Origin of the sequence: Klebsiella sp. CN_Kp106, assembly GCF_040064575.1 — a bacterium.
Lineage (GTDB): Bacteria > Pseudomonadota > Gammaproteobacteria > Enterobacterales > Enterobacteriaceae > Klebsiella > Klebsiella michiganensis.
The window spans coordinates 25,410-52,001 of sequence record NZ_JBEAIG010000011.1 but is presented as its reverse complement, the minus strand read 5'-3'; the positions used below and the strand labels follow the sequence as shown (position 1 = coordinate 52,001).

General features: G+C 55.3%; 23 protein-coding genes. 10 read left to right on the top strand and 13 right to left on the bottom strand.

Features of this window, described 5'->3' with window-relative positions:
* Positions 1-211: 211 nt before the first annotated feature.
* From ABLU96_RS06925 to ABLU96_RS06905, 5 genes are all read left to right on the top strand, one after another.
* The gene (locus tag ABLU96_RS06925; protein WP_064406119.1) at positions 212-1,165 is read left to right on the top strand and encodes a hydroxyacid dehydrogenase; all 954 of its coding nucleotides are present in this window, start codon (positions 212-214) and stop codon (positions 1,163-1,165) included.
* 10 nt (positions 1,166-1,175) lie between these two features.
* Positions 1,176-1,874, top strand: a complete 699-nt coding sequence (locus ABLU96_RS06920; RefSeq protein WP_047722841.1) for an RraA family protein — start codon at positions 1,176-1,178, stop codon at positions 1,872-1,874.
* Positions 1,875-1,940: 66 nt separating this feature from the next.
* Positions 1,941-3,335 (top strand): DASS family sodium-coupled anion symporter, encoded by a 1,395-nt coding sequence (locus ABLU96_RS06915; protein WP_004126262.1) that lies wholly within the window; start codon positions 1,941-1,943, stop codon positions 3,333-3,335.
* A 12-nt stretch (positions 3,336-3,347) separates the two neighbouring features.
* Positions 3,348-4,511, top strand: coding sequence for a metallo-dependent hydrolase (locus ABLU96_RS06910; protein ID WP_049084366.1), 1,164 nt, complete (start codon positions 3,348-3,350; stop codon positions 4,509-4,511).
* 142 nt (positions 4,512-4,653) lie between these two features.
* Positions 4,654-6,537 carry a sigma 54-interacting transcriptional regulator gene (locus tag ABLU96_RS06905; RefSeq protein WP_064406124.1) on the top strand — a complete coding sequence of 628 codons (1,884 nt, stop codon included), beginning with the start codon at positions 4,654-4,656 and terminating at the stop codon, positions 6,535-6,537.
* 34 nt (positions 6,538-6,571) lie between these two features.
* On the opposite strand, the gene ABLU96_RS06900 is transcribed toward ABLU96_RS06905, so the two are convergent.
* The gene (locus ABLU96_RS06900) at positions 6,572-7,768 is read right to left on the bottom strand and encodes an NAD(P)/FAD-dependent oxidoreductase (RefSeq protein ID WP_025106829.1); all 1,197 of its coding nucleotides are present in this window, start codon (positions 7,766-7,768) and stop codon (positions 6,572-6,574) included.
* Positions 7,769-7,997: 229 nt separating this feature from the next.
* On the opposite strand from ABLU96_RS06900, the gene pitA reads away from it, so the two are divergent.
* On the top strand, positions 7,998-9,494 hold the full coding sequence (gene pitA, locus ABLU96_RS06895) for an inorganic phosphate transporter PitA (RefSeq protein ID WP_014227140.1): 1,497 nt from the start codon (positions 7,998-8,000) through the stop codon (positions 9,492-9,494).
* Between the two features lie 66 nt (positions 9,495-9,560).
* Here pitA and uspB read toward each other — a convergent pair whose 3' ends face one another.
* On the bottom strand, positions 9,561-9,896 hold the full coding sequence (gene uspB / locus ABLU96_RS06890; RefSeq protein ID WP_004855171.1) for a universal stress protein UspB: 336 nt from the start codon (positions 9,894-9,896) through the stop codon (positions 9,561-9,563).
* A gap of 380 nt (positions 9,897-10,276) precedes the next feature.
* Here uspB and uspA point away from each other — a divergent pair, with 380 nt between their 5' ends.
* Positions 10,277-10,714 (top strand): universal stress protein UspA, encoded by a 438-nt coding sequence (uspA, locus tag ABLU96_RS06885; RefSeq protein ID WP_004126268.1) that lies wholly within the window; start codon positions 10,277-10,279, stop codon positions 10,712-10,714.
* A 12-nt stretch (positions 10,715-10,726) separates the two neighbouring features.
* Here uspA and ABLU96_RS06880 read toward each other — a convergent pair whose 3' ends face one another.
* Positions 10,727-10,900: a hypothetical protein gene (locus ABLU96_RS06880; RefSeq protein WP_155774232.1), complete on the bottom strand. Its 174-nt coding sequence runs from the start codon at positions 10,898-10,900 to the stop codon at positions 10,727-10,729.
* 72 nt (positions 10,901-10,972) lie between these two features.
* Between ABLU96_RS06880 and dtpB the strand changes: the two genes are divergently transcribed.
* A complete protein-coding gene (gene dtpB, locus ABLU96_RS06875; protein WP_064406126.1) occupies positions 10,973-12,439 on the top strand; it encodes a dipeptide/tripeptide permease DtpB in 1,467 nt (488 codons plus the stop codon).
* 373 nt (positions 12,440-12,812) lie between these two features.
* Here the strand turns inward: dtpB and rsmJ are convergent, their stop codons facing one another.
* From rsmJ to gntX, 5 genes are all read right to left on the bottom strand, one after another.
* Positions 12,813-13,577: a 16S rRNA (guanine(1516)-N(2))-methyltransferase RsmJ gene (gene rsmJ / locus ABLU96_RS06870; protein WP_004855183.1), complete on the bottom strand. Its 765-nt coding sequence runs from the start codon at positions 13,575-13,577 to the stop codon at positions 12,813-12,815.
* Between the two features lie 7 nt (positions 13,578-13,584).
* A complete protein-coding gene (gene prlC / locus ABLU96_RS06865) occupies positions 13,585-15,627 on the bottom strand; it encodes an oligopeptidase A (protein ID WP_014839726.1) in 2,043 nt (680 codons plus the stop codon).
* Positions 15,628-15,836: 209 nt separating this feature from the next.
* The gene (gntT, locus tag ABLU96_RS06860; protein ID WP_004134706.1) at positions 15,837-17,153 is read right to left on the bottom strand and encodes a gluconate transporter; all 1,317 of its coding nucleotides are present in this window, start codon (positions 17,151-17,153) and stop codon (positions 15,837-15,839) included.
* A 332-nt stretch (positions 17,154-17,485) separates the two neighbouring features.
* Complete coding sequence (nfuA, locus tag ABLU96_RS06855) at positions 17,486-18,061, bottom strand: Fe-S biogenesis protein NfuA (protein WP_004106660.1); 576 nt, start codon at positions 18,059-18,061, stop codon at positions 17,486-17,488.
* 58 nt (positions 18,062-18,119) lie between these two features.
* Complete coding sequence (gene gntX / locus ABLU96_RS06850; protein ID WP_032694208.1) at positions 18,120-18,794, bottom strand: DNA utilization protein GntX; 675 nt, start codon at positions 18,792-18,794, stop codon at positions 18,120-18,122.
* A gap of 37 nt (positions 18,795-18,831) precedes the next feature.
* Here gntX and bioH point away from each other — a divergent pair, with 37 nt between their 5' ends.
* Positions 18,832-19,614: a pimeloyl-ACP methyl ester esterase BioH gene (bioH, locus tag ABLU96_RS06845; protein ID WP_048263487.1), complete on the top strand. Its 783-nt coding sequence runs from the start codon at positions 18,832-18,834 to the stop codon at positions 19,612-19,614.
* Between the two features lie 111 nt (positions 19,615-19,725).
* Positions 19,726-19,995: a YdgH/BhsA/McbA-like domain containing protein gene (locus tag ABLU96_RS06840; RefSeq protein WP_014227147.1), complete on the top strand. Its 270-nt coding sequence runs from the start codon at positions 19,726-19,728 to the stop codon at positions 19,993-19,995.
* Positions 19,996-20,226: 231 nt separating this feature from the next.
* Here ABLU96_RS06840 and feoC read toward each other — a convergent pair whose 3' ends face one another.
* The 5 genes from feoC to greB all read right to left on the bottom strand — a co-directional run bounded on the left by feoC (position 20,227) and on the right by greB (position 26,369).
* A complete protein-coding gene (gene feoC / locus ABLU96_RS06835) occupies positions 20,227-20,463 on the bottom strand; it encodes a [Fe-S]-dependent transcriptional repressor FeoC (RefSeq protein WP_014227148.1) in 237 nt (78 codons plus the stop codon).
* 9 nt (positions 20,464-20,472) lie between these two features.
* Entirely contained in the window at positions 20,473-22,791 is a 2,319-nt protein-coding gene (gene feoB, locus ABLU96_RS06830) for a Fe(2+) transporter permease subunit FeoB (protein WP_064406169.1), read from the bottom strand.
* 27 nt (positions 22,792-22,818) lie between these two features.
* Positions 22,819-23,046 (bottom strand): ferrous iron transporter A, encoded by a 228-nt coding sequence (gene feoA, locus ABLU96_RS06825; RefSeq protein WP_004126281.1) that lies wholly within the window; start codon positions 23,044-23,046, stop codon positions 22,819-22,821.
* 411 nt (positions 23,047-23,457) lie between these two features.
* On the bottom strand, positions 23,458-25,788 hold the full coding sequence (locus ABLU96_RS06820) for a Tex family protein (protein WP_032751610.1): 2,331 nt from the start codon (positions 25,786-25,788) through the stop codon (positions 23,458-23,460).
* Between the two features lie 101 nt (positions 25,789-25,889).
* Positions 25,890-26,369 (bottom strand): transcription elongation factor GreB, encoded by a 480-nt coding sequence (greB, locus tag ABLU96_RS06815; protein WP_004106676.1) that lies wholly within the window; start codon positions 26,367-26,369, stop codon positions 25,890-25,892.
* Positions 26,370-26,592 lie beyond the last annotated feature (223 nt).

The window sequence follows — 26,592 nt, the reverse complement described above, 5'->3', positions numbered from 1 at the left end:
GCACATTTAATTATGCATTTCAGCCATTTCATAATTAAATAACCGACCTCACTTCGGCGTTCAGGTATGTGAAGAACATCACCACAACTCGTTGACCACAAAAACAAAATACACACACATATCAAAGCATTACAAAAAACATTCATCTTGCATGAATGTATGGCACACGCCATGCAATTACCTCCACGTAATCAACACTGGAGATAGTTAAATGACGTACAAAATTTTACTCCCGCAGGAAATCATGGCAGAAGGGAGAGAATATCTGGAAAGCCGCGGTTATCAACTGATTAACGGCTCAGGGATGGAAGAAGAAGATATCATTCGCGACATCGTCGATTGCGACGGTATTATCGTCCGCCTTTCAAAAATGTCCGACCGCGTATTTGAAGCGGCTAAAAAGCTGAAAGTCGTTGCGCGTCACGGTGCCGGTTACGATACGGTCGATCTGGCGTCGGCTAAACGTCACGGCGTCGTCGTATTAAATGCGCCAATTGCTAACAGCATGTCCGTTGCCGAACTGGCCATATTTTATATGCTGCACTGCTCGCGTAATTTCAAGCTGGTACAGGAAAAGATGCTTGAAGATTATTACTGGGCAAAACTGCGCACGCCAAAAGTGGAGCTGGATGGAAAAACGCTGGGTTTAATTGGCGTCGGGAATATCGGTTCACGCGTGGCAATCAAAGCGCTGCATGGCTTTAATATGAAAGTTATCGCCTATGACCCGTATAAAACCCAGCAGCAGATCCCCGAAGGCGTAGAGCTTACCAACGATTTTAACCGTATTTTCAAAGAGAGCGACTTCGTTTCTCTGCACTGTCCGACGACGGCGGAAACCACCGATTTTGTCGGAGAGAAACAGTTTTCCATGATGAAGCCTACCGCCTATTTCATTAATACCGCACGCGGAAAGCTGGTTGATGAAAAAGCGCTGTATCACGCCTTGAGCACCCACGCTATCGCCGGGGCGGGCGTGGATGTTTTAAAGAAAGAGCCGTTTGATGCCAACGACCCGATTTTCTCGCTAAGCAATATCGTGATTGCCCCGCATATTGGCGCCGCCACCATTGAAGCGACCGACAGAGCCTCGCTCCATTCCGCGATTGGCATTGATGAAGTCTTATCCGGTAAGAAACCGTCCTGGCCGGTCCCGGGTTTTTAAGGAGAAAAAAATGACTATTGGTAACCGTATTTTTTTAAAGCGTCCGACCTGCAGCGTCGATCTTCTTAAAGAATTTGAACAGCTCCCGGCGGCGAATATTGCTGACACCATGAACCGTATTGCCGTTCTGGGTAACGGCATTAAACGTATCTCTTCGCCGAAAAAGCCGATTATGGCGGGGTTCGCCATCACCGTGAAAGTCCGCGCGGGCGATAACCTGATGCTGCACGCCGCGCTGGATATGGCGGGTGAGAACGATGTGATTGTCGTCTCCAACGAAGGCGACCGTTCGCGGGCATTAATGGGCGAAATCATGGTGGCCTATGCCCACTGCATGAAAAAAATCGCCGGTATCGTGCTGGACGGGCCTATCCGCGATATCGATGCGCTGTCGGTTCTCGATTTTCCGCTGTTCGCTACCGGCTCTAACCCCGCAGGCCCGTTTAAACAAGGTCCAGGGGAGGTGAACACGCCGATCGCCGTTGGCGGCGTCGCGGTTTGTCCGGGCGACCTGATCGTCGGCGATGCGGATGGCGTGATTGTTATTCCCCTCGGCGACGCAGAAGCCGTACTGAATAAAGCCAAAGAGTATGCAAAATTCGATGCCAGCAAAGTAGAGGCCGCCAAAAACGGCACCGCGAATCGCCTTTGGGTCAAAAAATCACTGGATGAGACCGGCGTTGAGTTTATCGACGACATGTATCGTTAATTTGATTAAATAATATCAGGCCGCGGTGCCCTGACGGGCCGTGGCTTTAAAGCAAAGGTAATAAAAATGCTTTATTTAAAACTCTTGCCCATTATCTTTTTCCCCGTTTTATTTTGGATAATACCGCACCCGGAAGGCGTCTCCGCACCGACCTGGCATATGGTTGGCATCTATCTGGCGATGCTGTGCGGGCTGGTTTTGCGCCCGTTTACCGATGCGGTCATTATGCTGATTATTCTCGGGTTTGCCTCTCTGGTTCTCGACCCCGCTCCCCTGTTTGCCGGTTTTGGCAGCCCTATGGTCTGGTTTATTATCAGCGCCTTTATTATTTGCAAAGCGTTTGTTATTACCGGACTGGGTAAACGTATCGCCTATCTTCTGCTAAAACGCTATGGAAAAAATACCCTCACCCTGGGTTATTTGATGATGGTGACGGATACCGTACTGGCCCCGGCAACGGGTTCAAATATGTCCCGTTCGGGAGGCATTACCTATCCCATCTTCAGGAACATCGCCGAAGCGCTGGGCTCGAAGCCCGACGACGGTAGCCGCAAAATCGGCGCCTATCTGACCATCCTGATGTACGTCGTCTCAATGGGAACCTCCAGCCTGTTTCTGACGGGGATGGCGACCAACTCAATTACCGTCTCGCTGGCCAACGAGATCATGAAGGTGAATCTCGAATGGATGACCTGGTTTAAAGCCGCCGTGGTGCCAGCCGGACTGGTGCTGCTGCTCGCGCCGTGGATACTGTATAAAATCTACGCGCCGGAACTGAAAGTTATCGATAACGTCAATGAAATTGCCGAGAAGGGCTTGCGTGAGCTGGGTCCGGTAAAACGTGAAGAGAAGCTGCTGATCGTGTTCTTTGTCCTGGGCGTGCTCGGCTGGATGACGGGTTCCATCACCGGCATCGCCTTTATTCCCGTCGGCCTGGCGTTCCTCGCCTGTCTGCTGCTTTTCGGCGTGCTGAGCTGGAATGACGTGGTGAGCGAAAAATCGGCCTGGCAGACCTTCGTCTGGTATGGCGCGTTTTATGGCTGTGCGGTTGCCCTATCAAAAGGCGGGTTCTACGTCTTTCTGGTGGACGTTATCAAAAACTATCTCGACCTGTCGCATCTCAATGAAATCAGCGCGATTGCCGTGCTGGTCTTTATCAGCCTTGCCGTCCGCTATTTCTTTGTCTCGAACAGCGCGTTCGTCGTCTCTTTCTATCCGGTACTCTTTACCCTGGGAATGACGACCCAGGCGCACCCGATGTACGTGGCGCTTTCTCTGGCTTTCTCCGCAGGCTATGGCGCACTGCTGACGCACTACGGTAACGGCGCGGGCGTATTTACGTTCTCCAGCGGCTACGTCCCGCAAAAAACGTTCTGGATGTTGGGCACCATCATGGTGGTGGTCAACGTATTAATCTTCTTCCTGATCGGTATTCCTTACTGGAAGTTTATCGGCATTTAACAGGAGCATAAAATGAAACTGGATATTCTGATTAAAAACGGTCTGGTCGCCGATCTCGAAGGTCATGATTATATTAATCGTAATATTGGCGTTATCGGCGATCGCATCGTGGACTTAAATACCGTTGACGATTTGCAGGCCGAAACGGTGATTGATGCCGCGGGTTGTATCGTGCTGCCTGGCTTAATCGACTTCCATGGTCATGTTTTTCACGGCGGGACTGCCATCAGCGTCAACCCTGACATCGTATGCTTGCCCAACGGGGTCACCAGCATGGTCGATGCCGGCAGCAGCGGCTGGGTGAATTATCAGCTTTTTCGCAATAGCGTGATTCATCCTGCCATGGTGAAAATCAAAAGCTATTTGAACGTGGTCAACGTCGGGCTTTCCACCCTCGGGGGCGGGCCGACCGGGTATCTGGAAAATACCAATCCGGCGAATTACAACGAGGAGAAAATCGCCCAAACGCTGAATAGCAACAGAGACAATATTCTGGGATTGAAACTACGCTACAGCCAGGATATCGCCAAAGGGAAACAGTACGCCAGCGACCCTCTTCTCTCTACCGTCTCCCTGGCGCGTAAACTGGATACCACGATTTGCGTTCACGTCACGGACTCTCTTCTCTGCGCCGATGAACTGATCCGCTATTTTAATGCCGATGATATTTACGCCCACTGCTTCCACGGTACCGGCCACTCGATTCTCGATGAACAGGGCGAGGTCTATGCGGCAATAAAAGAGGCGCAGACCAGAGGGGTTATCTTCGACTGTTCAAACGGCGTGGCCCACTTTGATTTTCACGTTGCCAGAACCGCCATGGAGCAGGGATTTTATCCCGATATCATCAGCACCGATCTCACCCTGAGAAATAGCTTACGGACGGATAAGGTCTACAGTCTGCTCCACGTCATGTCGAAATATCTCAACATGGGAATGTCCTTCTTCGATATCGTTCGCGCGGTAACCGCCACGCCGGCCCGCCTGATGAAAATGCAGGGGCAAATTGGTACCCTGGCGCCCGGCGCCAGTGCTGATATTTCCATTGTTAAGCTGCGAAAAGAGAACGTCATTTTTGAAGATACCCACGGGGTCAAACTCGAAGGTGACCGTTATATCGATAACTGCGCTACCTTATGCAACGGTCAAATTGTCTACCGCCGCCTGCGTTTCTAATCACTAATGACATAGCCTTACGCATTTGCTATGCGTAAGGCTTTTATTCTTAATATCGTATTATATGACCACCCTCATTGATTCTCCCTGTGCTCGCCATATAATAAACATTGCAAACCCAGAACACCTGAGCGAATAATATATGAAGAATAATGAAATTGTCATTTTTTCAGTTTCCAAAACAATAACCCAACGCATCATGAATGTTCTTATTGAGAGGAAGCTCGATGTTCCGGTATATGAATTTCGTTATTCTGACGTTCTCGATAAAGCGAATGAGATGATCCAGTCCGGCGCTAAGATAATTATTAGCCGAGGCGGCACCGCCGCCCTCCTGCGTAACAATATTAGTATCCCGGTCATTGAGATCGCCCATGATTTTCACGGCGTTTATCGCATTTTACAACAGGCCAAAATCAAATCACAAAAAATCGCCGCGGTTGGTTTCCCCCAATTTTGTAATGCCTTACGTCATTATCAGAACATGACTAACGAAGAGTTTAAAATTTGCCAGGTATACAACCACAATGATATTGAAAACGTTATAAAAAATCTTTCAGAGAACGATTACCATACGGTCATCGGCGGCCTTACGGTTGCTGAAATGGCTAAAAAATATAACCTCAATGCTATTATGGGAGACACCGATAATATTTCGATTGAGCAGGCCATCAATGAAGCTTATAGCTTATTAAAATATCTCAACCGAGAAAATACCAAGCTCATCATGAGCCACGCCGCGCTGAATCAAGCACGTGAGGGCATCATGTGTATTGATCAGTTGGGTGAGATCATAAATATTAATGCTATCGGCCTGAGCTTATTCCAGTGTCATGTCGGAGATAAAATATTCAAAAAAGAGGCATTTAAAGATATTTACGCCAGTATTATTAACGAATTAGACATTAAAGAACAGGTCATTGATATTAACGGCCAAACTATTTTTATTTCCATACGTCATTTTTCCAACCGCCAAACATCTTATAGCATTATTACAGGATTAAACCAGGAGAGTTCACTTTGGCAAAATAGTATCAGCAAAAAAAGTAAACTCCGCGGTTTTTCCACAACCTGGTCTTTCGACGACATTATTGGCCAGTCTCCGGCGATACGCGATGTAATAAAAAAAGCTAAACTGTGCGCCCGCCACGAACTTCCCATTCATATTTTGGGCGATACCGGCACAGGTAAAGAGCTTTTCGCTCAGAGTATTCATAACCATAGCGCCAGAAGCCACGGCCCTTTTATCGCGATTAACTGCGCGGCTATTCCCGAGAGCATTCTGGAAAGTGAACTCTTTGGCTATGCCGACGGCGCATTTACCAGCGCGCGCAAGGGCGGAAAACCGGGGGTGTTTGAAATGGCGATGAACGGCACGGTGTTTATCGATGAAATCAGCGAAGCGCCGTTATCGGTACAGGTTAAGCTGCTGCGCGTGCTACAAGAGAAGCAATTCTCTCGTCTCGGCGGCGATACGCTGATCACCGCCGATTTTCGCCTGATCACCGCCAGCAATAAAGATCTGCGCCAGCTCGTCGCCAGCGATGAGTTCAGGCAGGATCTGTACTATAGAATCAATATTCTTGAGTTGAGTCTACCGGCCTTACGCCAACGACCGGGCGATATCATGTTGTTGATTCAGCACCTGCTTTATCAGCAAGGTAGGCAAATCACATTTACCCCCGACGCGGTGGATTTTTTGCATCGCTATAGCTGGCCTGGCAACATTCGTGAACTTCAGGCGGTTATCTACCGGCTCATCGTCCTGCTGGACATCGATCGAGTGAGCAAAGACGTTTTGCTGCAGATCGGTCAAATTTCACCGGATGACGCCAACGAGAGCTCTCACTTCCCGGCCGCGGGCGTGGCATCAGATGAAACCGATTTATTAAAGAAACAAGAGAAACGGCTGATTAGCCATATCATAGAAAAAACCGACGGGGACAGAACCAAAGCGTCGGTGATGCTCGGCATCAGCCCCACGACCCTGTGGCGCAAATTAAAGCAGCACAATATCAGCGGATAAGGCGGAGCCGGGTCCGCTGATACAGAGCAGGCGGTTATTTCTGTTCCGCTAAAGCCTGCGCGCATGCCCAGGCTGACGCCCACGCCCACTGGAAGTTATAGCCTCCCAGCCAGCCGGTGACGTCCATCACTTCGCCGATAAAGTACAGACCGGGCACCTTGCGGGCCTCCATGGTGCGCGAAGAGAGTTCGTTGGTGTCGACACCGCCGAGGGTCACTTCCGCCGTGCGATAGCCTTCGGTGCCATTCGGCTGGACGCGCCACGCGGTCAGCGTCTCAACCAGCGCCTGCTGCTCGCGAACGTTTAGCTGTTTCAGGGTGACGTCCGGCAGCTGCCCCAGCTGCTGCAGGCACTCAACCAGCCGCTTTGGCAGCTGTATTGCCAGGGTGTTCTTCAGGCTCTGATTGGGATGCGCCGCGCGCTGCTCGTTAAGGAAGTCATCAAGATGGCAATCCGGCAGCAGATTGATGCTGACGAACTCTCCCGGCTGCCAGTAGCTGGAAATTTGCAGTACCGCCGGCCCGGACAGCCCGCGGTGGGTAAAGAGCAGATTTTCCCGGAAGACGGTCCCGTTTTCCGCCGTGATGGTGGACGGCACCGACACCCCGGAAAGCACCTGCAGCTGTTCGAGCAGCGGCTTATGCAAGGTAAACGGCACCAGGCCCGCGCGGGTCGGCAGCACCTTCAGGCCAAACTGCTCGGCGAGCTTATAGCCAAACGGCGAGGCGCCCAGGCCGGGCATGGATAATCCGCCGGAGGCAACCACCAGCTTTTTCGCCGCCACCGTCTCGCCGTTAAGCTGTAGCGTATAGCCCTCATCATCCCGCTCTACGCTGATAATTTCGCTACGCAGGCGAATGTGTACGCCGCCTTTTTCGCACTCGGCCAGCAGCAGGTTAACGATTTGCTCGGCGGAATCATCGCAGAAAAGCTGGCCCAGGGTTTTCTCATGCCAGGCGATACCGTGTTTGCTAACCAGATCGATAAAGTCCCACTGGGTGTAGCGCGCCAGCGCAGATTTGCAAAAATGCGGGTTTTGGCTGAGATATGCCGCGGGTTCGATATACATGTTAGTAAAGTTGCAGCGGCCACCGCCAGACATCAGGATCTTCCGCCCGGGCTTTTTGCCGTTATCGAGCAGCAGCACCCGACAGCCTGCCTGCCCCGCCTGCGCTGCACAAAACATTCCCGCCGCTCCGGCGCCGATTACGATGGCATCAAACCTTTCCACACAACATTCCTCATATCCCGATTGTCGGGAATTGTAAATTTTTCATTCTGGTCGCACCAGACTGAAAAAAACAGATTTGCGTACCTCATTGAAAGATATAGGAATACTCCCAACAAGGTAAAACTTAAACAGGAAGAAAATCAAAAAAAGTCTATATTTCACTTTGCCCGCGCCGCGAAAGTCACTGATAATGCGCCGCGTTCATGTCCTCAAAATGGCGTAACGTCCTATGGTACATTTATTTGCCGGTCTGGATTTACATACCGGATTACTGTTATTGCTTGCTCTGGCTTTCGTGCTTTTTTACGAAGCGATCAATGGTTTTCATGATACCGCAAACGCGGTTGCAACGGTGATTTACACTCGCGCAATGCGGTCGCAGCTTGCTGTGGCGATGGCGGCTCTTTTTAACTTCTTCGGCGTTCTGTTGGGCGGTCTCAGCGTAGCCTATGCCATCGTGCATATGTTGCCGACCGACCTGCTGCTTAACATGGGTTCAGCACATGGCCTCGCCATGGTCTTTTCCATGCTGCTGGCGGCAATTATCTGGAACCTCGGCACCTGGTATTTCGGCCTTCCGGCCTCCAGCTCGCACACCCTGATCGGCGCGATCATCGGTATTGGTTTAACCAATGCCCTGATGACCGGTACGTCGGTGGTGGACGCGCTGAACATCCCGAAAGTCATGGGTATTTTTGGCTCGCTGATCGTCTCGCCAATCGTTGGCCTGGTCGTGGCGGGCGGCCTGATTTTCATTCTGCGTCGCTACTGGAGCGGAACCAAAAAACGCGCCCGTATCCACCTGACTCCAGCCGAGCGTGAAAAGAAAGACGGCAAGAAAAAGCCGCCGTTCTGGACGCGTATTGCGCTGATTTTGTCCGCCATTGGGGTCGCGTTCTCCCACGGCGCGAACGATGGTCAGAAAGGCATTGGCCTGGTGATGCTGGTGCTGATCGGCGTGGCTCCGGCTGGCTTCGTGGTCAATATGAACGCTTCCGGCTACGAAATCACCCGTACCCGCGATGCGGTCAACAACGTGGAAACCTTCTTCCAGCAGCGTCCTGAGCTGTTGAAAAAAGCGACCGGCGCCGAGCAGCTCATCCCGTCTCCGGACGCAGGGGCTGCCGCAAACGGCGAGTTCCACTGCCACCCGGCAAACACCATCAACGCGCTTGACCGCGTGAAGACGATGCTGACCGGTACCGAAAGCTACGACACGCTCTCCGTGGAACAGCGTAGCCATCTGCGCCGTATTATGCTCTGCATCTCCGACACCACTGACAAAGTGGCTAAGCTGCCGGAAGTGAATGCTGACGATAAGCGTCTGCTGAAGAAGCTGAAAACCGATATGCTGAGCACCATCGAGTACGCGCCAATCTGGATTATTATGGCGGTTGCGCTGGCGCTGGGTATCGGCACCATGATCGGCTGGCGTCGCGTGGCGACCACCATCGGCGAGAAAATCGGTAAGAAAGGGATGACCTACGCACAAGGTATGTCAGCTCAGATGACCGCCGCCGTATCGATTGGTCTGGCGAGCTATACCGGTATGCCGGTTTCCACCACCCACGTGCTCTCCTCCTCGGTAGCGGGGACGATGCTCGTTGATGGCGGCGGTCTGCAGAAGAAAACCGTCACCAGCATCCTGATGGCCTGGGTACTGACCCTGCCCGCGGCGATTCTGCTGTCCGGCGCGCTGTACTGGCTCTCGCTGCAGATTATCTAAGCGAATATCAGAAACAAGAAAGATAAACGGGTCAGGAAACTGGCCCGTTTTTTTTGTATCGTGAAGCTAGTGCCAGATAGCCAGAGCAATCATGCTGACCACCACCAGGCCGCATAGCGCGCTGGTGAGAATAAACTGCCGACGAACCCGCTCGCAGCGGCGGATAAATTCATCGTCGTGGTGATCGCGGTAGCGCTGGGCGTAGATGTACCACACCAGGCGCACCTGTTTGCCGGGCTGCCCGTGCGACGTAAAAAAACCGCCGCCGTCGACATATTGATAGAGCAAAGGGTCACAACCACGTAGCACAACAAGCAATGCACGCAGCGACGAGAAGTAGCGTGCCATATTCACTACACATACGATACACAGGGCCCAAAACAGCGCAACAGTGCTGATCATACCTCCTCCCCGGCGACCCGTCCTCGGAGGCTCCCTCCGGGACTACCGCTCCCCAATATCAAACCGACTGTACTGTGAAAGAGTGCGATTCCGATCACGTTTATTTATCCGACCGGCTCATTAAATAGTGTAGGAGATCAGTTAATTTTTTTACCACAACGTTAATCATTATCAATGCATAAGTCGGATATATTTGTTTAACTATTCGCTGAACAAGGTGGATTGACGGATCGCGAGGGGCGCTATAAGGTAGAAATATCTTCTACAATTAGGTCCTTAAGGACTCCCCCCCGCGAATGTAGCACGCAGGACGCGGGCGAAGCGGCAGCGCTGGCTGTCAGGTCCAACGGTCATCGACAACTTATGGAAGGAGTAACACCATGGCTTACAAACATATTCTCATTGCAGTAGACCTGTCCCCGGAAAGCAAAGTACTGGTAGAAAAAGCCGTTTCTATGGCCCGCCCCTACAATGCAAAAGTTTCCCTGATCCACGTGGATGTGAATTACTCCGATCTCTACACCGGCCTTATTGACGTCAATCTGGGCGACATGCAGAAACGCATCTCCGAAGAGACTCACCACGCGTTAAGCGAGCTGTCCACCAACGCTGGCTATCCGATCACTGAGACCCTGAGCGGCAGCGGCGATCTCGGCCAGGTGCTGGTTGATGCGATTAAAAAGTATGATATGGACCTCGTGGTTTGCGGTCACCATCAGGACTTCTGGAGCAAACTGATGTCCTCGGCTCGTCAGCTCATCAACACCGTTCACGTGGATATGCTGATTGTCCCGCTGCGCGACGAAGAAGACGAATAACAGGACGTTATTTCATTTCGCTGATGACCAACGCCCGCCAACGCGGGCGTTTTTATTTCCCCCACCCGCCGCAAAAAGCATATAAATCCAAATAATCGCCACAATGCCAGGTTGATCAACCATTTCAAAAGCAATATAGCCATATAATAATTCGCCAAAATAGATAAACATCATATCATTACGCAAAATTAACCTTTTTCAGCGCGTTTTGGCATACGCGTTCATACTTTTCCGGACAGGACTTAAAGGCGAAGAAAGATGAATTCAACCGCACCGACAGGCTTGCTGCAGCAACCTCGCCCATTCTTCATGATCTTCTTTGTGGAACTATGGGAGCGATTTGGCTATTACGGCGTTCAGGGGATCCTGGCCGTTTTCTTTGTTAAACAGCTCGGTTTTTCTCAGGAGCAGGCGTTTATTACCTTTGGCGCGTTTGCCGCGCTGGTATATGGCCTTATCTCCATCGGCGGCTATGTCGGCGATCACCTGCTGGGTACGAAACGTACGCTGGTTCTGGGCGCGATTGTGCTTGCCGCAGGCTACTTTATGACCGGCCTGTCGCTGCTCAAACCCAATCTGATTTTCATCGCGCTGGGGACCATTGCGGTGGGTAACGGCCTGTTTAAAGCTAACCCGGCGAGCCTGCTGTCCAAATGCTATCCGCCAAAAGATGCCCGCCTGGATGGCGCCTTCACGCTGTTTTATATGTCGATCAATATCGGTTCGCTGCTGTCGCTGTCGCTGGCGCCGGTGATTGCCGACAAGTTCGGCTATGCGGTAACCTACAACCTGTGCGGCGCCGGTCTGATCGTCGCCCTGCTGGTTTACTTCGCCTGTCGGGGTATGGTGAAAGATATCGGCTCTGAGCCGGACCACAAACCGCTGAGCCTGCGCAATTTACTGTACGTGCTGGCCGGTACGGTGGTCATGATTTTTCTCTGCGCCTGGCTAATGCATAATGTCAAAATCGCCAATCTGGTGCTGATTATCCTCTCAGTGGTGGTGACGATTTTCTTCTTCCGCGAGGCCTTCAAGCTGGATAAAACCGGGCGCAACAAAATGTTCGTCGCCTTTATCCTGATGCTGGAAGCGGTGCTGTTTTATATTCTGTACGCGCAGATGCCCACCTCGCTCAACTTCTTTGCTATCAATAACGTTCACCATGAAATACTTGGTTTCGCGATTAACCCGGTGAGCTTTCAGGCGCTAAACCCGTTCTGGGTGGTGGTGGCCAGCCCGATCCTCGCCGCTATCTACACGCGTTTGGGCAATAAGGGCAAAGACCTGACTATGCCGATGAAGTTTACCCTTGGCATGTTCCTGTGCGCGCTGGGCTTTCTCACAGCCGCCGCGGCGGGAATGTGGTTTGCCGACGCCCAGGGGCTGACCTCGCCGTGGTTTATCGTGCTGGTCTATCTGTTCCAGAGTCTGGGGGAACTGCTGATTAGCGCCCTGGGGCTGGCGATGGTTGCCGCACTGGTGCCGCAGCATCTGATGGGCTTTATTCTTGGGATGTGGTTTTTAACCCAGGCGGCCGCGTTCCTGCTGGGCGGCTACGTGGCGACCTTCACCGCCGTACCGAATAATATTACCGACCCGCTACAGACGCTGCCGATTTATACCGATGTCTTCAGCAAAATTGGCCTGGTGACCCTGGGCGTCACGGTGGTCATGGCGTTCATGGTGCCGTGGCTGAACAGGATGATTAATACAAAAAGCGCGTAAAAACGGAGTGGTCGACGAGGTTTCCCGGATTGCGGCTAACGCCTTATCCGGGCTACAGCCCCCCCAGATCGCAAGAACCCGTAGCCCGGGCTAGGCGCATCGCGCCGCCCCCGGGAACAGAGCGCAGAGTGGCAGAATTTCCCGGAGGCGATGCTGCGCATCTGTTCGGGCTACCAGACCCGCAGACGGCGGTGAACCCGTAGCCCGGGCAAGGCGCATCGCGCCGCCCCCGGGAGCAGAGTGCAGAGTGGCCGAATTTCCCGGAGGCGATGCTGCGCATCTGTCCGGGCTACCGGCCTACAGACGGCGGTGAACCTGTAGCCCGGGCAGGCGCAACGCGCCGCCCCCGGGAAAGGGCTCTGACGCAGGTTGCTTACCCCTGCGGCTCAACCGCCGTTCCGGCATAGATATCAAAACGGTGGCCTTTGGTCACCACCGCGTTAGGCGTCGCGACATCCGCCAGCGGCGGCGCGTAGTCCGGGCGCTTAACCACCACCCGTTTGGTCGCCAGCTGACGCGCCGGCGCCAGCAGACCGTCGGCGTCTAAATCCGGCCCCACCAGCGACTGAAATACCCGCATCTCTTTCTTCACCAGCGCGCTTTTCTGCTTATGCGGAAACATCGGGTCGAGATAGACCACCTGCGGACGCGGAGTGATATCGGTCAGCGCCGTCAGGCTGGAAGCGTGAATCAGCCGCAGACGCTCCTGCAACCAGGGGCCGATTTCAGCGTCGGCGTAGCCGCGCGCCAGGCCATCGTCGAGCAGCGCGGCAACCACCGGGTTACGCTCCAGCATCCGCACGCGACAGCCCACGGAGGCAAGAACAAAGGCATCCCTTCCCAGACCGGCGGTCGCATCGACCACATCCGGCAGATAGTCGCCTTTGATTCCCACCGCTTTCGCCACCGCCTCGCCGCGGCCGCCGCCGAACCTGCGCCGATGGGCCATGGTCCCGCCGACAAAATCAACAAAGATGCCGCCAAGCTTCGGTTCATCGCGCTTGCGCAGCTCAAGATGCGCCGGGGTCATCACCAGCGCCATCGGGTTGTCCTCATCCTGCTCCAGCCCCCAGCGGTCAGCCAGAACAGATAAGGCGCCGTCTCCGGCGCCCGTTTCATCAATTAAACAAATTTTCACAACAGGATTAACTCTTAATGCCGTAATGCTCAAGCATCGCGTCCAGCTGCGGCTCGCGACCGCGGAAGCGTTTGAACAGGACCATTGGCTCTTCCGAACCGCCGCGGCTAAGGATGTTGTCGAGGAACGACTGGCCGGTTTCGCGATTGAAGATACCCTCCTCTTCGAAGCGCGAGAAGGCATCCGCCGCCAGGACGTCGGCCCACAGATAGCTGTAATAACCCGCTGCGTATCCGCCGGCGAAAATATGGCTGAAGGCGTGCGGGAAACGGCCCCACGACGGCCCGGGGATCAGCGCCACCTGCTGCTTAATTTCCGCCAGCGTTTCGAGGATTTTCGCGCCCTGCTGTGGGCTGAACTCCGCATGCAGGCGGAAGTCGAACAGGCCGAACTCCAGCTGGCGCAGAATAAACATCGCCGCCTGGTAGTTCTTCGCCGCCAGCATTTTCTCCAGCAATTCCTGCGGCAGCGGCTCGCCGGTTTCATAGTGGCCGGAGATAAAGGCCAGCGCTTCCGGCTCCCAGCACCAGTTTTCCATAAACTGGCTCGGCAGCTCGACCGCATCCCACGGTACCCCGCTGATGCCGGACACGCCGGCGGTGTCGATACGGGTCAGCATATGGTGCAGACCGTGGCCAAACTCATGGAACAGGGTGATCACTTCATCGTGGGTGAACAGCGCCGGCTTACCGTTGACGGGACGGTTAAAGTTACAGGTCAGATAAGCGACCGGCTTTTGCAGCGAGCCGTCAAGCTTGCGCATCTGGCCAACGCAGTCATCCATCCACGCCCCGCCGCGTTTATGTTCGCGAGCGTAGAGATCGAGATAGAAGCTACCGCGTAGTTCATTTTTTTCATCGTACAGCTCGAAAAAGCGCACCTCCGGATGCCAGACGTCCACATCGGTACGCTCTTTCGCGGTAATACCGTAAATACGCTTAACCACCTCGAACAGGCCGTTAACCGCTTTGTTTTCCGGGAAGTAGGGGCGCAGCTGTTCATCGCTGATGCTGTAAAGATGCTGCTTCTGTTTTTCGCTGTAGTAAGCGATATCCCACGGCTGCAGTTCATCCACGCCGAATTCGGCTTTGGCGAAGGCGCGCAGCTGGGCCAGCTCTTTCTCACCCTGCGGACGGGCGCGTTTAGCCAGGTCGGTCAGGAAGTCGAGCACCTGCTGCGGATTTTCGGCCATTTTGGTCGCCAGCGACTTGTCGGCAAAGCTGTCAAAGCCCAGCAGCTGCGCCAGCTCGTGGCGCAGGGCGAGGATTTCCGCCATTACCGGGCTGTTGTCCCATTTTCCGGCGTTCGGCCCCTGGTCGGAGGCGCGGGTGGAATAGGCGCGATACAGCTCTTCACGCAGCGCCTGATTGTCGCAGTAGGTCATTACCGGCAGATAGCTCGGGATATCCAGGGTCAGCAGAAACCCTTCCTGCTCTTTGGCTTCAGCCTGGGCTTTCGCTGCGGCAAGCGCGCTTTCCGGCATGCCGGAGAGCTCAGATTCATCGGTGACCAGCTTGGTCCAGCCCATGGTCGCGTCGAGCACGTTGTTGCTGTACTGATTGCCCAGCTCGGAGAGGCGGGCGGCGATTTCGCCGTAGCGTTTCTGCTGCTCTTTCGCCAGGCCAATACCGGAGAGTTCAAAATCGCGCAGCGCGTTATCCACCGCTTTTTTCTGCGCGGTATTCAGGGTGGCGTAATGGTCGCCGTCGCGCAGGTCGCGGTACGCTTTGTACAGGCCTTCATGCTGCCCAACCCAGGTGCTGTACTCCGAAAGCAGCGGCAGGGTCTGCTCGTAGGCTTCGCGCAGTTCCGGACTGTTTTTGACCGAGTTCAGGTGGCTGACCGGGGAAAAAATACGCCCCAGCACGTCGTCTACTTCCGCCAGCGGCTGGCAAAGATTTTCCCAGGTATACGGCGCCCCTTGCGCCACCGCGCGCTCTACCGCCGCCCGGCAATCATCCAGCGCTTTAGTGACCGCGGGGACCACGTGCTCGGGTTTGATGGCAGAGAATGGCGGTAATGAAAAAGGCGTCAGTAATGGATTGGTCATATGCGCAGTCCTGTTGAATTGGGTGAATGAAGCGCGCGTCCGGCGCTATAGCATGAGATCTAGAATGGGGGATAGTTTGCTGAATTTCAATGTCAGGCGCCGCGCGCAGGCGGGTATTACTGCGATAAGTCTGGCCGTTGTGGCCAGAGCGCATAAAAAAGCCGGGTTCGCCTCGCGGCGACCCGGCTCGTTTTAGGCGGACAAGCAGCTTATACCACCATCCCCAGCAGCAGACAGCCTACCAGGCCGCACACTGAGATAATGGTTTCCAGCACCGACCACGACTTAATGGTCTCGCCGATGGTCAGGTTGAAGTATTCCTTAAACAGCCAGAAGCCCGGGTCGTTAACGTGGGAGAAGATAACGCTGCCGGAGCCAACGGCGATCACCATCAGTTCCGGGCTCACGCCGGTGGTGGCGATCAGCGGCGCGGCGATACCGCCCGCGGTGATCGCCGCAACGGTGGCGGAACCCAGCGCGATACGCAGTACCGCAGCAATCGACCATGCCATAAACAGCGGGGACATATTGGATTCATGCATGATAGAAGCAATGTATTTATCCATGCCGCTATCGACCAGCACCTGCTTGAAGGCGCCGCCGCCGCCGATGATCAGCAGCATCATGGCGATAATTTTGATCGAGGAGGTCAGCGTATCGTTAATCTGCTCCATGGAACGACCGCGGTTAAGACCGAAGGTGAACATGGCGATCAGGACCGCGATCAGCGTGGCCATGACCGGGTCGCCGAAGAATTCCGCGATCGGCAGGAAGGCATGACCTTTCGGCAGAACCATTTCGGCCACGGCGCGCATAGCCATCAGAATAACCGGTACCAGAGAGGTCCAGACGCTGACGCCGAAGCCCGGCATCTCTTCCTCAGTGAACGTTTTCGGGTTATGCAGGCCTTCCGGAATCGGCTTATCGATACCTTTCAGGAAGCGTGCGTAAACCGGCCCCGCAAGGATAACCGTCGGGATCGCCAGAATCGTACCGAACAGCAGGGTTTTACCCATGTCGGCATGGAAAATAGTGGCAATGGCCGTCGGGCCCGGGTGCGGAGGCAGGAAACCGTGCGTGACGGAGAGCGCGGCCGCCATCGGGACGCCGATATAGAGCAGCGGGATACCGGCGGATGCGGCGATGGTAAAGACCAGCGGCAGCATCAGTACGAAGCCCACTTCATAGAACAGGGCGAAGCCGACGGTAAAGCCGGTGAGCACAACCGCCCATTGAATATGTTGTTTACCAAATTTGGCAATCAGCGTGGTGGCGATACGCTGCGCGCCGCCGCAGTCCGCCAGCATTTTACCGAGCATCGCGCCGAAGCCCATGATCAGCGCGAGGCTGCCGAGGGTTCCCCCAACGCCGTTTTTGATGGAGACGATAACTTTATCCAGAGGCATACCCTGCATGAGCCCGACGGCAAGTGCCACCAGAACCAGAGCGATAAACCCGTTCAGCTTGAAACGGATCATCAGCAACAATAACAGGGCAACCCCGATAGCAACGATGACTAATGGCATGATTTACCTGGCCTTAATTTGTTATGGGTAACGTCATAGTTTCAACATTGACTTCATCCGTTCCGACCGGAACAAAAAATGTCTGACGCCGTAGAAGCTGGCTTTATCCTTACCCAGAGAAAGGATAGCTGGCTATTTTTTTATCTGTGGCGCCTGAAGCGAATGATACGGGTAACATATGAAGTTTGAGAATCACCTGGGCGGTGAAAATTTCAAATATGAGACTTAAGTCATACTCTTTCCCGGGTTTCTGCCGGGTCGCTTAGCGGGAAATGTTGCGCGGTAACATGAAGAGAGTCGCCCGGCCGCGAAAAGGCAGCCGGGCGGGGAAATCAGTAGTAGGAGTGCTCGCCGCGCTGGTGTTCAGTCAGATCGCGTACGCCTTTCAGTTCCGGGAACTCGTTCAGCATCTGCTTCTCGATCCCCTCTTTCAGCGTCACGTCAACCATCGAACAGCCGTTGCAGCCGCCGCCGAATTGCAGAATCGCCAGGCCATCGTCGGTGATTTCCATCAACGTGACGCGCCCGCCGTGGCCGGCCAGCTGCGGGTTAATCTGCGACTGCAGCAGGTACTCAACGCGCTCCATGAGCGGGGCATCGTCGGACACTTTGCGCATCTTGGCGTTTGGCGCTTTCAGCGTCAGCTGGGAGCCCAGCTGGTCGGTAACAAAATCGATTTCAGCGTCTTCCAGGTACGGCGCGCTAAGCTCATCGACGTAGGCGGTGAGTTGCTCAAACTTCAGCGCGGTATCGGAATCTTCCACCGCATCCGGTGGGCAGTAGGACACGCCGCACTCGGCGTTAGGGGTGCCGGGATTGATCACAAATACGCGAATTTGTGTCCCTTCTTCCTGATTTGCCAGCAGTTTGGCAAAGTGCGCTTGTGCAGCATCGGAAATACGGATCATAGCGTTGGCCTAATAGTTGACTATTTTACTGGGTTATTATACGCCCATCAGCAGGGGTCTACAAGGTACGGCATATACACCATACCTGAACCGTCGCGGCGCCGTTTCGCAAAAGCAGGCGGGATATCTCGGCGACGGTGCTTCCGGTTGTGACGACATCATCCACAATGGCGATATGGTGGCCCTGGAGCGACAATTCAAGCTGGAAGGCGTTTTTCAGGTTCCGTTTGCGCAATCTGGCGCTGAGCTGATGCTGGGTGGCGGTGCGGCGCCGGCGGGTTAGCGCATCGCTGCGCCAGGCGCAGTCCAGCCAGCGGGAGAGCGGTCGGCACAGCAGATCGCTCTGATTAAATCCCCTCTTCCACTGACGACGCTGCCAGAGCGGCACGCTAATTATCCGGTCCGGGCGGGGAAGATCCCGACGCTGGCGAATGCGCAACAGCAGCAGACGCGCCAGCGCCGGGGCCAGCTCGGGCCGCTTATTGAATTTCAGTTGGTGAATCAGGCCGCTCAGCGGCGGTCGATAGTCATTCACCGTCACCAGCCGCTGCCACGGCGGCGGTTTTTGCAGGCAGCGCCCGCAGGGCAGCGTGCTTGATTGGGCCGGCAGGCCGCACTGCGGGCACAGCGGTTCAGACGCCAGCAACGCCGACGCGCATCGCGAGCAGATCCCCCAGCTGGCGATGGCCAGCGGCATTTGGCATAGCCAGCATAAGCTGTGTGCTGTTAGCATATTTCCCCCTCGATTGGTGGAAAGAGAACAGTAACTGATGAAAACGATCGCGTGGCAGACCACGGGCGAAGGAAATTGTCATCTTGTGCTGCTGCACGGATGGGGGCTGAATGCCAAAGTGTGGGATTGCATCACGCCGCAGCTGGCTTCGCATTTTACGCTGCACCTCGTCGACCTGCCTGGCTATGGCCGCAGCGGCGGCTTTGGCGCGATGTCGCTGGAAGAGATGGCGCAGCGGGTGCTGGAAAACGCGCCAGAGCGCGCTATCTGGCTAGGCTGGAGCCTCGGCGGGCTGGTGGCCAGCCAGGTCGCGTTATCCCATCCCGATCGCGTGCAGGCGCTGGTCACCGTGGCCTCTTCCCCCTGCTTTAGCGCTCACGACAGCTGGCCCGGGATTAAGCCCGACGTGCTGAGCGGATTTCAGCAGCAGCTGAGCGAAGATTTTCAACGCACCGTCGAACGCTTTCTGGCGCTGCAAACCCTGGGTACCGAAAGCGCGCGTCAGGATGCGAGAGCGCTGAAGAGCACGGTGCTGTCGCTACCGATGCCGTCGCCGGACGTTTTAAACGGCGGGCTGGAGATCCTCAAAACCGCCGATTTACGCCAGCCGTTGACCGCCCTCGACATGCCTTTTTTGCGCCTGTACGGTCGGCTGGACGGTCTGGTACCGCGTAAAATCATTCCGCTTCTCGATGCGCTGTGGCCCAAAAGCACGTCGATTGTCTTCGATAAAGCCGCCCATGCGCCGTTCATTTCACATCCGCAGGCGTTTTGCGCTCCGCTGATCGAGCTGAAGCGTGAGATCGATAAATTTTTTTAGCGGGACGTGGTAAAAACGCTGGGTGCAGCAATACTTAGGTTGTTGCGGGGGTTGACTATTTCACGCTGGCCCCGTGACCTAAAAAAAACAACCTAATGGAGAGTAGAGGCTATGAAACTTGTTACAGGAATTGTTGCATCTCTGGTGATTGGCTCCCTGTCCTTCGGCGCGTTCGCCGCCAAGGAAATTCAAAAAGACGAAGTGGCTAAGTTGAACCTGACCAAAATTGGTTCGATTACCACCTCCAGAACAACCTCTCCGATGGATGCAAAGCGCGATCTGTCGAAAAAAGCGGATGAGCTGGGCGGCACCTATTTTGTGGTGATTGCAGGCGAGAAGAACGAGAAAACGGTTCACGCTAACGCGGACGTCTACAAGTAAGCCAGAAAGCGGGTCTCAGGACCCGCTTGCGGTATATGCCGCAGTCGGTTCCCGGAGGCGGCGCGTTGCGCCTGTCCGGGCAACCCACCCCAGAACCGTACAAATCTGTGGTCGAATCTCCCGGGTCGCGGCGTAAACGCCTTACCCGGGCTACCAAGCCCAAAACCGCACAAACTCGTAGCCCGGATAAGGCGTTAGCCGCAATCCGGGAAACCTGCCTTCACAGCCCAATCAGCGCAGCGACCACCACTCCCGCAGGCAGGCTTTGCCTTCCGGGCAGCTTTTACAGCTGCCGGAGAGGCAGCCATCGGCATCTTCGGTCACTTTCACCGCTTTCCCCATCGCTTGCAGACGGCCCAGCATGGCGTCAATCAGCGGCTGCGGCGTATTCAGGCGGACGCTGAGCTGCTTTGCCTCCATCCTCCCCTGCAGGGCCAGCATATCGCGGACTTCAATTAATGACGCCATCATCGCTCCTTAGTGGCAATCGCCCGCCGGACTCTGGCAGCAGGTGGACGGCGTTTTGCGCGTCGCCAGCAGCGAGACGTCCACCCGGCTGCGCGCTCTGCGCAGCAGGCCAAAGACCACGATATTGAACAGCATCACCGCCAGAATGCACACCAGGCTATAGCGCGGATGCTGGCTAAAGCTGACGGTCTGGTAGTACAGCGTAGAGAGCGAGTAAGCGATATTCAGCCCCCACAGGACGGAGAACATCATCCAGCCGCGGCTCGACTCGCGGGCAATCGCCCCCATTACCGAGATGCAGGGAATATAGAGCAGGACAAAAATCAGGTAGCTGTACGCCGCAGCGGCGCTACCGAATTTGCTGCCCATGACGCCCATCGCGCCGGTTGCCATTTCGCCGTCGCCTTTACTGGCTTCGATAGGGTTGGCCAGCACGCTCAGGCTGAACGTATCTTTCAGGCTCTGCCAGGTCTCGTCTACCGCGGCCAGCAGCTCATCGCCGAGGCTAAACGTCTGCGGATTAAACGCTTCGTTCTGGATATCTTCGGCGGTGTAGAGGGTGTTCAGCGTCCCCACCACCACTTCCTTGGCCATCGCGCCGGTAAACAGCCCGACGGTCGCCTGCCAGTTATCCTCATGTACGCCAATCGGTTTAAATACCGGGGTAATCACCCGGCTGACCGACGCCAGCGCCGAGTCGTTGATGTTATCGACGATCTTACCGCTCAGCGAGAAGCTGTTCAGCGCGCTGAGGAAGATACTGACGATAACGATCACTTTACCCGCGCGCAGGACGAAGCCTTTCAGGCGCTGCCAGGTCTGGATAATCAGACTCTTCACGTGCGGAACGTGATACACCGGCAGTTCCATCACGAACGGCGACGCTTCGCCGCGCATAATGGTATGCTTCAGCATCAGTCCGGTCGCAATCGCCATCACGATCCCCAGTACGTACAGCGAGAAGACCGCCAGCGCGCCGTTCTGGCCGAAAAAGGCGGCGGCGAAGACGGCGAAAATCGCCAGCCGCGCGCCGCAGGACATAAACGGCGCCATCATAATGGTCATCAAACGTTCGCGCGGCGCATCAAGCGTACGCGCGCCCATCACCGACGGAACGTTGCAACCAAAACCGACGATTAACGGCACGAAGGATTTCCCCGGAAGCCCCAGCGCCTGCATCAGGCGGTCCATCACAAACGCCGCCCGCGCCATATAACCAGAGTCTTCAAGGAAAGAGAGAAACAGGTACATCATGCCGATCTGCGGTACCAGCGGCAGTACGGTATTGATACCGCCGCCAATCCCCTGGGCGAGGAACACCGTTAGCCAGTCCGGGAAATGCAGGGTATAGCCAACCCACTGAATACCGTGGATAAAGATAGCCACGGAACCGGCATCAAAAATGGGCTGCAGCGCGCCGCCGATATTAATCGCCAGCAAGAACATCAGGTACATAACGAAGAGGAAGACCGGCAGGCCGAGGAAGCGGTTGAGGATCACTTTATCCATCGCCGCGGTAAAGCGGCTGGGCTCGGCGGTAAGGGTGTTACTGACCGCATCGCAAATGGCGGCAATGCTTTGGTAACGGGCATCGGCGATATGCAACGCGGGGTCATCCATCTCTTCGCTCAGGTGCGCCAGGGACACGTCCAGCTTGTGGGCAGCGTCACCGGCATAGGCGCGGCTGTAAATATCGCCTTCAAGCATCTGTAAACCCAGCCAGCGACGCTGGCGCTGCGGAATATCCGCGGCCATGGCCTGCGCCAGCTTGTCCGCCTCCCGCAGCAGCGGCTGCGGATAGTGCACCAGTTCAATAGCCTGGTTCTGCTGATGGCGATCGATCGCCATTTTTAAGGCCTCGATACCGCGCCCGCGGGTGGAAACCAGCGGGATCACCGGGCACCCGAGCCGCGCGGCCAGCGCGTCAACATCGATGCGGATCTTCTGTTTTTCCGCGATATCGAGCATATTCAGCGCGACCACGCAGGGAATGCCAAGCTCCAGCAGCTGCAGCGTCAGATAGAGGTTACGTTCCAGATTGGACGCATCGACCACGTTAATCAGCATGTCGGCGTCGCCGCTGAGAATATAGTGGCAGGCAATCTGCTCATCCAGCGAGGTTTGCGAGGAGATGGTGGTCAGGGAATACGTGCCCGGAAGGTCTACCAGCGTGACCTGATGATCGGTGGTGTTGAAACCACCCTCTTTGCGTTCAACGGTCACTCCCGCCCAGTTACCGACGCGCTGACGCGCGCCGGTGAGCTGATTGAACAGCGTGGTTTTACCGGAATTAGGATTACCAATTAAGCCAAGGGTTAATTTTTTCATATTCATACTCTTAGTGCCGGTCAGGCATTATTGTGCAACCGCTTCCAGCTCAATTAACGCAAGATCCTTTTTACGTAATACCAGGCTAACGCGTCGGGTTTCAATATGAATAGGGTCGCCGAGCGGCGCCACGCGAACCACATTGAAAGAAGAACCCGGCAGCATCCCGAGGGACAGCAGCTTCTGCCGATACGCCGGACTAATATCGCGGGAGAAACCGGTGATTTTCCACGCACTATCAGGTGTAAATTGCATAGGACCTACTTGTTTATCGCCAACTGAAAAGAGAGTTTTCCGTATGCGCCGGAGACGCGGCGCCAGGGACCGTAGCTAACGAAGAAGAAAAAATACTCAATGCAAATAATGATAATGAGAATAGTTTTTATCATCAATACATATAATGCGGCCGTTTCGCTTTTTAAAGAGAAAATTGAGCTTTTGTTGATATTGAGCAAACTCTTTTTTCTCGCCGTCGCGGAGGTGATGATTATTCTTAATGACTAAATGTTTAATTAAAGTTTCGATAGTTAACGAAATGAAAATAATAATATCGCCGTCCGTAATTCGCGCTTATTACGACGTTATAAGAAAATACTGATGCTTGTTTGCACAATATGGCGAATGCCGGAAGAAATGCGGCCCCTTAGCAAAAGGGGCCGGAAAGAATTAACGTTTTTTACCCATTGCCGCCGCCAGCGCATCCATCATCGCGCTGTTGCCCGCAGGCTGCGCCTCGCGACCGCGAGGTTTAGCGGCCTTCGCCGCCGGGCGGTTGCCCTGAGGACGATCGTTACCGCCGCCGCGGCGCGCGTTGCTGTCGCCAGGCTGTTCGTCCAGACGCATCGTCAGCGCGATGCGCTTACGCGGCAGGTCGACTTCCATCACTTTCACCTTCACGATATCGCCCGCTTTGACCACCGTGTGCGGGTCTTCAACGAACTTATTCGACAGGGAAGAGATATGCACCAGGCCGTCCTGATGAACGCCGATATCAACGAACGCGCCGAAGTTGGTGACGTTGGTCACCGCGCCTTCGAGGATCATCCCCGGCAGCAGGTCGTTCATCGTCTCTACGCCATCGGCGAACTGGGCGGTTTTAAACTCAGGGCGCGGGTCGCGGCCCGGCTTCTCCAGCTCTTTGATGATGTCGGTCACCGTCGGCACGCCGAATTTCTCATCGGTGAAGTCAGCGGCTTTCAGATGACGCAGCTCGCTGCTGTTGCCCATCAAATCTTTCAGCGCCTGCTGAGTCGCCGCCAGAATGCGCTCCACCACCGGATACGCTTCCGGGTGCACGGTTGAAGCGTCCAGCGGGTTGTCGCCGTGGTTGATACGCAGGAAGCCCGCGCACTGTTCAAAGGCCTTCGGCCCCAGACGGCTGACCTTCAGCAGCTGCTGGCGATTCTGGAACTGGCCGTTCTCATCGCGCCAGGAGACGATATTCTGCGCCATCATGCGGGTCAGACCGGCGACGCGGGTAAGCAGCGGGACGGAAGCGGTATTCAGATCGACGCCGACGGCGTTTACGCAGTCTTCCACCACCGCGTCCAGCTTACGCGCCAGCTGGGTCTGGCTGACATCGTGCTGATACTGGCCGACGCCAATGGATTTCGGATCGATTTTCACCAGTTCGGCCAGCGGGTCCTGGAGACGACGGGCGATAGAGACCGCGCCGCGCAGGGAAACGTCGAGATCCGGGAACTCCAGCGCCGCCAGCTCGGAGGCGGAGTACACGGACGCGCCCGCTTCGCTGACGATGACCTTCTGCGCGGTCACTTTCGGGAACTGCTTCTGCACGTCGAGGAAGAAGCGCTCGGTTTCACGCGAGGCGGTACCGTTGCCGATCGCCACCAGCTCAACGTTGTACTTTTCACACAGCGCTGCAACCGCCACCGCCGCTTTTGCGGCCTGGCCGGTATGCGGGTAAATGGTATCGGTAGCCACCAGCTTGCCGGTACCGTCAACGACGGCGACTTTGACGCCGGTGCGCAGGCCCGGATCGAGGCCCATGGTGGCGCGCAGCCCGGCCGGCGCGGCCATCAGCAGGTCGTGCAGGTTGCGGGCAAAGACGTTAATGGCTTCATCTTCCGCGCGTTCGCGCACGGTCCCCATCAGCTCGGTTTCGAGGTGCATCAGCACCTTGATACGCCACGTCCAGCTCACCACGCCCTTACGCCAGCCGTCCGCCGGCGCGTTGTTCAGGCGCAGGCCGAGATGGTCGATAATGATTTGCTCGCCGTGGCTCTCTTTCGGCGGCTCGTCGAACTGCGGGTCGGCGTTTAAAGAGAGCTGCAGCACGCCTTCGTTGCGGCCGCGGAACATCGCCAGCGCCCGGTGCGACGGGACGGTGGAGATCGGTTCATGGTGATCGAAGTAGTCGCGGAATTTCGCCCCTTCCTCTTCTTTACCGCTGACGACGGTCGCCACCAGGTGGGCGTTTTTCCACAGATAGTCGCGCACTTTCGCCAGCAGGCCCGCGTCTTCAGCAAAGCGCTCCATCAGGATATAGCGCGCGCCGTCGAGAGCGGCTTTTGTGTCCGCTACGCCGTTGTCGGCGTCGATATATTTAGCGGCTTCGGTTTCCGGGTCGTGAGAGGGTTCGTTCCACAGCAGATCGGCCAGCGGTTCCAGCCCGGCCTCAATGGCGATCTGCCCGCGCGTGCGGCGCTTCGGCTTGTACGGCAGATAGAGATCTTCGAGCTCGGTTTTACTCAACGTCCCGTTGATGGCTTTTTCCAGCGCCTCGGTCAGCTTGCCCTGCTCGCCGATGGACTTCAGGATCGCCTGACGACGGTCTTCAAGTTCACGCAGATAGCCCAGGCGGGTTTCCAGATTACGCAGCTGCGTGTCATCCAGACCGCCGGTGACTTCTTTACGATAGCGTGCGATAAACGGCACGGTATTCCCTTCATCAAGCAGGCGAACGGCAGCTTCTACCTGTTCAGCCCTGGCCTGAAGTTCACCCGCAATAATGCGGCAGAGCGAATCATTCATCATCGGTTTAATTCATCTTTAGGATCAAAAATCAGGGGGATAGTTATACGGACTGGCACGCTAAAATGCCAGCCGCGACCAAAGCCTCTCGGAATGTTCCGGACCTATTTGGCTTTGACGTATTCAATTTCGTTCACGTACCAGGCCGCCTCGCCCGCGGGGGTGTTCACGATAGCTAAATCACCGACCTCTTTTTTCAGCAGCGCGCGCGCCATTGGCGAATCAATGGAGATGTAGTCGTTGCGGCCAAAGATTTCATCGTAGCCGACAATCCGGAAGCGCTTCGTCTCGCCCGCATCGTTTTCAATCTCCACCCACGCGCCGAAAAAGACCTTACCCTCCTGCTGCGGCGAATAATCGACGATTTTCAGCTGCTCAAGGCACTTGGTCAGGTAGCGCACCCGGCGGTCGATTTCACGCAGGCGCTTTTTATTGTATTGGTAATCGGCGTTTTCACTGCGGTCGCCGAGGCTCGCCGCCCAGGTCACCTTTTTGGTGACTTCCGGACGTTCTTCGCGCCACAGGGTATCCATCTCTTTCTTCAGTTTTTCATACCCTTCACGGGTGATCAGCGGCGTTTTCATCGAAGGTTCCGGCTCCTGATTACAGATCTTTGTGCAATGCTGCGCACAATTCGTCGCACGTCATCATACCAACAGGATAAATAATGTGTCTTATGCTTAAATGTATACTTAAGCTGCTGTTAAATATGCTTTGTAACAATTTAGCCTGGAATATATACCAGATTTCGCTGGTGGGCGACCCGGGCTTTTTTGAGAATACGTACTGACAATTGCAGTGAACCTT

Excerpts from the sequence above, each read along its gene's own strand:
- ABLU96_RS06925 (WP_064406119.1), top strand. The coding sequence starts at position 212 with ATGACGTACAAAATTTTACTCCCGCAGGAAATCATGGCAGAAGGGAGA.
- ABLU96_RS06920 (WP_047722841.1), top strand. The coding sequence starts at position 1,176 with ATGACTATTGGTAACCGTATTTTTTTAAAGCGTCCGACCTGCAGCGTC.
- ABLU96_RS06915 (WP_004126262.1), top strand. The coding sequence starts at position 1,941 with ATGCTTTATTTAAAACTCTTGCCCATTATCTTTTTCCCCGTTTTATTT.
- ABLU96_RS06910 (WP_049084366.1), top strand. The coding sequence starts at position 3,348 with ATGAAACTGGATATTCTGATTAAAAACGGTCTGGTCGCCGATCTCGAA.
- ABLU96_RS06905 (WP_064406124.1), top strand. The coding sequence starts at position 4,654 with ATGAAGAATAATGAAATTGTCATTTTTTCAGTTTCCAAAACAATAACC.
- pitA (WP_014227140.1), top strand. The coding sequence starts at position 7,998 with ATGGTACATTTATTTGCCGGTCTGGATTTACATACCGGATTACTGTTA.
- uspB (WP_004855171.1), bottom strand. The coding sequence starts at position 9,896 with ATGATCAGCACTGTTGCGCTGTTTTGGGCCCTGTGTATCGTATGTGTA.
- uspA (WP_004126268.1), top strand. The coding sequence starts at position 10,277 with ATGGCTTACAAACATATTCTCATTGCAGTAGACCTGTCCCCGGAAAGC.
- dtpB (WP_064406126.1), top strand. The coding sequence starts at position 10,973 with ATGAATTCAACCGCACCGACAGGCTTGCTGCAGCAACCTCGCCCATTC.
- prlC (WP_014839726.1), bottom strand. The coding sequence starts at position 15,627 with ATGACCAATCCATTACTGACGCCTTTTTCATTACCGCCATTCTCTGCC.
- gntT (WP_004134706.1), bottom strand. The coding sequence starts at position 17,153 with ATGCCATTAGTCATCGTTGCTATCGGGGTTGCCCTGTTATTGTTGCTG.
- nfuA (WP_004106660.1), bottom strand. The coding sequence starts at position 18,061 with ATGATCCGTATTTCCGATGCTGCACAAGCGCACTTTGCCAAACTGCTG.
- gntX (WP_032694208.1), bottom strand. The coding sequence starts at position 18,794 with ATGCTAACAGCACACAGCTTATGCTGGCTATGCCAAATGCCGCTGGCC.
- bioH (WP_048263487.1), top strand. The coding sequence starts at position 18,832 with ATGAAAACGATCGCGTGGCAGACCACGGGCGAAGGAAATTGTCATCTT.
- ABLU96_RS06840 (WP_014227147.1), top strand. The coding sequence starts at position 19,726 with ATGAAACTTGTTACAGGAATTGTTGCATCTCTGGTGATTGGCTCCCTG.
- feoC (WP_014227148.1), bottom strand. The coding sequence starts at position 20,463 with ATGGCGTCATTAATTGAAGTCCGCGATATGCTGGCCCTGCAGGGGAGG.
- feoB (WP_064406169.1), bottom strand. The coding sequence starts at position 22,791 with ATGAAAAAATTAACCCTTGGCTTAATTGGTAATCCTAATTCCGGTAAA.
- feoA (WP_004126281.1), bottom strand. The coding sequence starts at position 23,046 with ATGCAATTTACACCTGATAGTGCGTGGAAAATCACCGGTTTCTCCCGC.
- ABLU96_RS06820 (WP_032751610.1), bottom strand. The coding sequence starts at position 25,788 with ATGATGAATGATTCGCTCTGCCGCATTATTGCGGGTGAACTTCAGGCC.
- greB (WP_004106676.1), bottom strand. The coding sequence starts at position 26,369 with ATGAAAACGCCGCTGATCACCCGTGAAGGGTATGAAAAACTGAAGAAA.